The 8,003-nt window shown below is 67.7% G+C and carries 5 protein-coding genes; 1 reads left to right on the top strand and 4 read right to left on the bottom strand.

Annotated elements, in window-relative coordinates:
- Positions 1-238: 238 nt before the first annotated feature.
- Positions 239-4,900, top strand: a complete 4,662-nt coding sequence (locus tag VIR62_RS01810; protein WP_431868186.1) for an NAD-glutamate dehydrogenase — start codon at positions 239-241, stop codon at positions 4,898-4,900.
- A gap of 94 nt (positions 4,901-4,994) precedes the next feature.
- Here the strand turns inward: VIR62_RS01810 and VIR62_RS01805 are convergent, their stop codons facing one another.
- From VIR62_RS01805 to VIR62_RS01790, 4 genes are all read right to left on the bottom strand, one after another.
- Positions 4,995-5,228: a ribbon-helix-helix domain-containing protein gene (locus VIR62_RS01805; protein WP_431868184.1), complete on the bottom strand. Its 234-nt coding sequence runs from the start codon at positions 5,226-5,228 to the stop codon at positions 4,995-4,997.
- The gene (phbB, locus tag VIR62_RS01800) at positions 5,228-5,950 is read right to left on the bottom strand and encodes an acetoacetyl-CoA reductase (protein ID WP_431868182.1); all 723 of its coding nucleotides are present in this window, start codon (positions 5,948-5,950) and stop codon (positions 5,228-5,230) included. Before phbB ends, VIR62_RS01805 begins: the two co-directional genes overlap by 1 nt.
- Before the next feature lie 33 nt (positions 5,951-5,983).
- Positions 5,984-6,949 (bottom strand): ferrochelatase, encoded by a 966-nt coding sequence (gene hemH / locus VIR62_RS01795; RefSeq protein WP_431868180.1) that lies wholly within the window; start codon positions 6,947-6,949, stop codon positions 5,984-5,986.
- Positions 6,946-8,003 (bottom strand): molybdopterin cofactor-binding domain-containing protein (locus VIR62_RS01790; RefSeq protein WP_431868179.1); only part of this gene is annotated, 1,058 nt, incomplete at its 5' end. The genes VIR62_RS01790 and hemH, both read right to left, overlap by 4 nt.

The raw sequence follows: 8,003 nt of genomic DNA, 5'->3' as shown, positions 1-8,003 counted from the left end.
CGTTCGTTCCCGGCGGCGACGGCAACGCGGAATTCGTGCTGCTGATCGCCCGGCGCGAAGGCGACGGAAGGCTCGCCGTGGTGGCGCCGGTCGAGGATGACGGCCGCCTGATCGAACGGGCGATTCGCAAAAGCGCGGCCTGACCGAGGAAGCCTTGCTCCCCCTATTTTCCCGGCGCATATAGCCCCGCGACTAAGCTGACGGCGATGTCCTGCCGTCCGCGTGGGAGCCGACAATTATGAACGCCGACAGCATGGTAGCGGGCAAGGCCGCTGACCTGCCTTATCTCAACGCCCTCGCTCATGCGCTGCTCGATGGCGCGCTTCCGGACGAGACCGAGGGGTTCGACGAAGAGGATGCACGGCAAGCGGCGGCGTTCGTCGCCGCCTGCGCGCGGCAGCGCCCTTCCGGCATTGCGCTGGTGCGGCTGGAGTCGGTCGGCGGCGCCGTCGGCCAGCGCCGGATGCGGCTGTGCATCGTCAATGACGATATGCCCTTCCTAGTCGATTCGGTCGCCGGCGCGATTGCCGCACGCGGCCTGATCGTCCACCGGCTGCTCCACCCGGTGGTGTGCGTCGAGCGTGACGAGAAGGGCTGTCTCACCAGCGTCGGGCCGCTTTGCGACGAGGCCGAGAAGCGTGAATCGATCATGTATCTGGAGATCGACCGCACCGACGCGCGCGGTCGGCAGCGGCTCGTCGGCGAACTGCACCGCGTGCTGGCCGACGTTCGCGCGGCGGTCTTTGACTGGAAGGCGCTCCAGGCAAAGATGCGCGCCGACGCGGATGCGATCGACGACGCGGAGGGCGCGGCACTGCTCAACTGGTTCGCCGACGGCGCGATGACCCTGCTTGGCTATCATGTCGAAAAGCCCGACGAGTCACCCGCCGACGCTCTGGGTCTGTTCCGGATACCGGGCCAGCCGACCGACAAGGGCGGCTGCGTCGGCGCGATGAACTATTTCGCGAAGGGTGGATCGATACCCTTGGTCGCCAAGGCCGAACGCCTTTCGACCGTGCACCGGCGCGTGCCGCTGGACCTTGTCGTGGTGCCCGTGCGCGAGCAGGGCGAGGTCGCTGGCATTGGTGTCCATGTCGGGCTGTGGACCAGCCAGGCGCTTTCCACCCCGGCCGAGGAGGTGCCTCTCCTTCGCCGCGTGCTGAGGGAGCTTGAGGAAGAGTTCGACTTCGACCCCAAGGGCCATAGCGGCAAGGCGGTGCGCCACGCCTTCTCGTCCCTGCCCCGCGACCTGCTCATCAATCTCGCCAAGGATTCGGTGAAGGAGCTGGTCATGACGGCGATGTCGCTCGCCGACCGGCCGCGGCCGACCCTGCTCCTCGTCCGCAGCATCCTGAAGGGCCATCTGTTCGCCTTCGTCTGGCTTCCGCGTGAGGAGCTTTCGACCCGCCACCGGGTGAAGATCGGCCGGATGATTGAGGAGGCGTCGGGCGGGCGCATCTACAGCTGGTCGGTGGAACTGGGCGACGGCGACCTCGCCCTCGTCCGCTACACGCTCGATATCGACGCGGCGGCGCCCCTCCCCGATGTCGAAGCGCTCGATAATCGCCTTAACGCCATGGTCCGCGGCTGGGAGCCGAGCGTCGAGGAAGCGCTGGGCGCGCTCGTCGGCCCCGCCCGCGCCACCCGGCTCGCGCTCAGTATCCTCGACGACTTCCCCGAACCTTATCGCACCCGGACCGACGCCCATGAGGCCGCGCAGGACGTGCTGCGTGTCTGCGAGCTGGACGGCGCGGCCGCGCGCGACGCCCGCCTCTATCGCAAGGACAGCGATGCGCCCAACCGGCTGCGGCTCAAGACCTATCGCCTGGCCGATGTGATCCCGCTGTCGGAGGCGGTGCCGGTGCTGGAGAATTTCGGCTTCCGCGTGCTCGAGGAGTTGCCGACCCCGCTCGACGAGGGCAGGCTCGGTTATATCCACGACTTCCTGCTCGAAATGCCGTCGGGCGCCGACGCCGAGGAAGTGATGAAGCGCGCCCGGCCGGTGGAGCGTGCGATCGCCGCGGTTCTGGAGGCCAAGGCGGAGAACGACACTTTCAACCAGTTGCTGGTCGGCGCCGGATTGAAGGCGCGCGACGTGGTGCTGTTCCGCGCCTGGTTCCGCTATCTCCGCCAGACCGGTCTCACCTACGGCCTCGTGACGGTGGTCGAAGCCGTTCGCCGGGCGCCCTCCGTCGCCCGCAACCTCATCGCCTTGTTCGATGCGCAGCATGACCCGGCTCATGAAGGCGGTCGTGAAGCGATGGCGCGGCAGGCGGAGGAAGCCATCACCGACGGTCTCGCCCAGGTGTCGGGAATCGACGAGGACCGGATTTTGCGCCTGTTCCGCGGCGTCGTCTCGGCGACGCTGAGGACCAACGCCTATGCCGAATCCGGCCGCGAGGCGCTCGCCTTCAAGCTGGACAGCTCGCAGGTTCCAAGCCTGCCGGCGCCGGTGCCATGGCGCGAAATCTGGGTCTACAGCCCCCGTATCGAGGGCATCCACCTGCGCGGCGGCCCGGTCGCCCGCGGCGGCCTGCGCTGGTCCGACCGGCGCGACGACTTCCGCACCGAAATCCTCGGCCTGCTGAAGGCCCAGGTGGTGAAGAACGCAGTCATCGTGCCGACCGGCGCCAAGGGCGGCTTCTACGCCAAGCAACTGCCGCCGCCGGGCGACCGCGAGGCGTGGCTCAGGGAAGGGACGGAGAGCTATCGCATCTTCATCCGCGCCCTGCTGTCCGTCACCGACAACCTGGTCGAGGGCGCGATCGTCCATCCACTGAACGTCACCATCCACGACGGCGACGACCCCTATTTCGTGGTCGCCGCCGACAAGGGCACGGCCGCTTTCTCCGACGTCGCCAACGAGATCGCGTTGAAGCGCGGATTCTGGCTGGGCGACGCCTTCGCGTCGGGCGGCAGCCAAGGATACGATCACAAGGAGATGGGCATCACCGCCCGCGGCGGCTGGGTTTCGGTCCAGCGACATTTCCGCGAAATGGGCATCGACGTGCAGTCGGAGCCGGTCCGCGTGGTCGGCTGCGGCGACATGTCGGGCGACGTGTTCGGCAACGGCATGCTGCTGTCGCAGGCGATCAAGCTGATCGCAGCCTACGACCATCGCCACATCTTCATCGATCCCGATCCCGACCCCTTAAGAAGTTGGGAAGAGCGGAGCCGCCTGTTCAACCTGCCGCGCTCCAGCTGGGACGATTACGACAAGAGTCTGATCTCCAAGGGCGGCGGCGTTTTCCCGCGTACCCAGAAATCGATCCCGCTGACGCCGGAGATCCGCGAGGCGCTCGGCCTCGATGCCGAGACCAGCGACCCGGCGAGTCTCATCAATGCCATCCTGAAGGCTCCCGTGGACCTGATCTGGTTCGGCGGCATCGGCACGTACGTGAAGGCGAAGAGCGAGACCAATGCCGAAGTCGGCGATCCGGGCAACGACGCGCTCCGCGTCAACGGCGCCCATATCCGCGCCAAGGTGATCGGCGAGGGCGCGAACCTCGGCGTAACCCAGGCCGGGCGCATCGAGTTCGCGCTGGAAGGCGGCCGGATCAACACCGACTTCATCGACAATTCGGCCGGCGTCGACTGCTCGGACAATGAGGTCAACATCAAGATCCCGCTCAATCGCGAGATGCAGGAAGGTCGCCTCACCTTCGAGGACCGCAACAAGCTGCTCGCCGAGATGGAGGAGGATGTCGCCGAGATCGTCCTGGAGGACAACCGTCTACAGACCCTCGCCATCTCGATCGCCGAGCGCGGCGGCGCGGGCGCGATCCCGCCGCTCGTCCGGGCGATCGAGATCCTGGAGGAGCAGGGCGTCCTCAACCGCGCCGTCGAGGGCCTCGGCAGCAATGAGGAACTGATGCGGCGGGCACAGGAGCAGCGCGGCCTGACCCGGCCCGAGCTCGCCGTGCTGTTGTCGACGTCAAAGATGGCGTTGCAGTCGGCGATCGAGAGCGGCAAGCTGACCGAGGATGCGACGCTGACGCCCGAATTGTGCGGGGCTTTCCCCCGGCGCATGCAGGAGCTGCACGGCGACGCCATCGTGGCCCATCGCCTTCGCAAGGAGATCATCGCCACCAAGATCGCCAACCGCTTCGTCAACCGCCTCGGCATCACCGCGCCTTTCTCGCTGACCGAGGAGGAAGGCGCCTCCTTCGGGCAGGCGGCGGCGGGCTTCGTCGCGACCGAGCGGTTGTTCGGCATGAGCGACCTTTGGCGCGAGCTCGACACGATGGATACGCCGGAGGAGGTCCGGCTCGAGCTGTTCGATCAGGCCGCACGGGGATTGCAACTCCACATCGCCGACCTGCTGCGCGTGACGCCGCCGACGATGATGCTGAAGGAAATGGTCGAATCGCTGGCGCCCGGGCTCGAGAAGCTGAGCGCCAACGTCGATGACCTCCTGCGTCAGGAGGCGCGCAACCAGGCGAGCGGACAGCGTGAACGGCTGATCGAGCTTGGCGCGCCGGAGCCTATCGTCCACCGCATCGTGCGGCTGTTCGAGCTGAACGGCGGCATCGGCATCGCCGCGCTGGCGAAGAAGCTAGGGATCGACGAGATCCAGCTCACCGAAGCCTATACCAAGCTTGGCGAGGCGCTGGGGCTCGACTGGGCGCAGAGCGCGGCCAACCGCTTCGAGGCGCAGGATCAGTGGGAGCGGCTCCTGACCGCCGGTCTCGCGCGCGACTTCGAGCAGCTCCGGCTCGAATTCCTCGAAAAACGAAAGGACGGCGATCCCAAGGCCGTGGTCGACAAATGGGTCCTGGCCCAGGAGGCCCGCATCGCCCAGTTCCGGCGCGTCGTCGACCGGGCGCGCACGGCGCCGGTCACCACCGCGCCGATGCTGGCCCAGATCGCGACGCAGGCGAGGGTTTTGCTGGGACGGTAATCCCCAGGAAGGTCGTCATTGCGAGCGTAGCGAAGCAATCCAGATCGCCACAGGACTGGATTGCGTCGCTCCGCTTCTCGCAATGACGGAAGGGCTAACGTCTCTGCCGGGTGAACAGCCAGACCCGGATCGCGCTGGCGAGGTTGGGCGGCTCGTCTGCCTGAATGCGCTCCGCATCGATGCGCGCGACCAGCGCGTTCAGTGGCAGCCCCTCCGCCTCGGCCCCGTCGCGCAGTGCCTCCCAGAAGATTGGCTCGAGACTGATCGAGGTGGCATGACCCGCGATCATCATCGATCGCTTGACTGGGCCGGCGACGGACTCGGCCATCAATACATGTGCTGGCCGCCGTTGATCGACAGCGTCGAGCCGGTGATGAAGCCGGCATCCTCGGCGCACAGGAAGGCCACGCCGCGCGCGATCTCCTCGGCCTTGCCGAGCCGGTTCACGGGGATTCGCGCCACGATCTTCTCGAGCACTTCGGGCGGCACCGCGGCGACCATCTCGGTGTCGATATAGCCGGGCGCGATGGCGTTGACGGTGACGCCGGCGCGGGCGCCTTCCTGGGCCAGCGCCTTGGTGAAGCCGTGGATGCCGGATTTGGCGGCGGCATAATTGACCTGCCCATATTGCCCCGCCTGACCGTTGATCGAGCCGATATTGACGATGCGGCCGAATTTGCGCTCGCTCATCCCCTGGAAGACGGCCTTTGCCATGTTGAAGCAGCCGCCGAGGTTCACGTCGATGACTTCGTCCCACATCTGGCGCGTCATTCGCTTCATCGTGCCGTCGCGCGTGATGCCGGCGTTGTTGACCAGCACGTCGACCGGTCCCAGCTCGCTTTCCACCTGCTTTGCGCCGGCGAGGCAGGCGTCGAAATCGGAGACATCCCACTTGTAGGCCTTGATGCCGGTGCGGTCGGTAAAGGCCTTCGCCTTCTCGTCATTGCCGGCATAATTGGCGGCGACGGTCATCCCCGCGTCCCTCAACGCCAGGCTGATCGCCTCGCCAATCCCGCGCGTTCCCCCCGTGACGATAGCGACTCGTGCCATGTGGTCCTCTCCTGTTTTCTCTATATGTTGGCCTTATGAAGCCTCCAGCCATCCGGCAAGTTCCCGCGCCATGAGGGCGCGCAGCATCGCCATGCCGGGCGCGCCGTCGTTGAGGCAGGGGAGGTAGGCGAAATCCTCGCCGCCGGCGGCGAGGAAGGTCTGGCGGCCACGGATGGCGAGCTCCTCAAGCGTTTCTAGGCAATCGGCGGAGAAGCCCGGCGCGACGATGGCCACGCGCTTCACCCCTTTTTCCGGCAGGCTTGCGAGCACGGAGTCCGTCGCCGGCTCCAGCCATTTCGCGCGGCCGAAGCGGGACTGGAATGCAAGGACAAGCTCGCGCCCCAGAGCCTCCCCCAGCAGACGCGCCGTCGCCGCGCACTGGTCGTAATAAGGATCGCCGAGCGTCCGCGTCCGCTCCGGCATGCCGTGGAAGCTGGCAACGATCGCCTGTGGCTCGAAATCGAGCGCGGCAAGGCTCGCCTCCACGCTCGCCTTCAGCGCACCGATATAGGCGGGGTCGTCATGATAAGGCGGCAGGGTCCGCACCGCCGGCTGCCAGCGCATCGTCGCCAGCTTGGCAAAGGCCATGTCGTTGGCGGTCGCCGTCGTCGCGGCGCAATATTGCGGATAGAGCGGCGCCAGCAGGATCCGTTCGCACCCCTCGCGCTTCAGCGCCTCGATCCGATCCGCGATGGCGGGCCGGCCGTAGCGCATCGCATGATCGACACGCACGTTCGGCAATTCGGCCTGAAGTGCCTCGGCCTGGCGCGCCGTGATGGCGGCGAGCGGCGAGCCTTCCTCGCTCCACACCTGCTTGTAGGCATGGGCGGATTTCCTGGGCCGCGTGCGGAGGATCACCCCGCGCAGGATCGGCTGCCACGCCCATTTGGGTATCTCGATCACGCGCGGGTCGGAGAGGAACTCCTTCAGATAAGTCCGCACCGCGCCCGGCTCGGGCGCCTCCGGCGTGCCGAGGTTGATGAGGAGAACCCCGATCATCGCCGGCTCTCCGGCACCAGCGGCAGGGATCGCAGCCGCCGGCCGGTGGCGGCGAACAGCGCGTTGGCGATAGCGGGGGCGACCGGAGGCACGCCAAGCTCGGTCACTCCACCGGGCGGTTCCTGGCTGGGGATGATCTCGACCGTCACCTCCGGGGAATCGGCGAGGCGCGGCAGGGCGAGATCGGCGAAGCCCCGGGCCGTCGGCAACCCATCCTCGAAGGTGATCGGCCGCCCCGTCGCGGCCGCGATGCCGTGGAGGATCCCCCCTTCGATCAGCTGGGCGACGATGGTGGGGTTGATGACCCGGCCGCAATCCACCGCGGCGACGGCGCGGCCGACCTGAACCCGACGCAGCGCGTCGAATTCGGCCTCGACCAGGATGGCGATGTGCGACCCGAAAGCGCTATGGGCCGCGAGCCCCATGCGGCTGCCCGAGCCGCCGCCGTCCCAGCCGCCGAGCGCCCCTGCGGTCGCCAGACATTGGGCGAGACGGGTATTGCCGCCCAGCATCTGCATGCGGAACGAAAGCGGCTCGACCCCCGCCTCCCGCGCCAGCTCGTCGATGAAGCTTTCGGTGAAAAAGGCGGTGTAGCCATGCGCGGCCGCCCGTGAGAGCCCTGTGCGGAGGGGAATGTCGGCCGGGAGCCAATCGACGGCGACGGCGGGAATGCCGTAGGGCGGCACCGCGCCATCGGCCATGGCCGGATCGGCCTCTGCCTCGGGATCGCCCTTGCCGGCCAGCCGCGCCGTCGCCTGGGCGACGGTGGCGGGCGCGGCGATGCGGGTCTGCCAGCCGGTGATGCGGCCACCCTGACCGAGGGTCGCGCTCACCGTCGCCGCGGCGGGCGGGCGGAATCCGTCCTGCATCGTCTCCTCGATGCGGGACCATATGAGCTGCACCGGCCGCTTCACCTGGGCCGTCATCATCGCCGCCTGCTCGATCGCCTCAGTCTCCAGCTTGCGGCCATAACCGCCGCCGCCGAGCATGGGGTAGAGGGTGACCTGCTCTTCGGGCAGTCCCGCCGCCCGCGCCGCCGCCGCGCGGGCGAGCG

This window comes from Allosphingosinicella sp., from assembly GCF_036570505.1.
Taxonomy (GTDB): Bacteria; Pseudomonadota; Alphaproteobacteria; order Sphingomonadales; family Sphingomonadaceae; genus Allosphingosinicella.
This window is presented reverse-complemented; position numbering and strand designations above follow the sequence as displayed.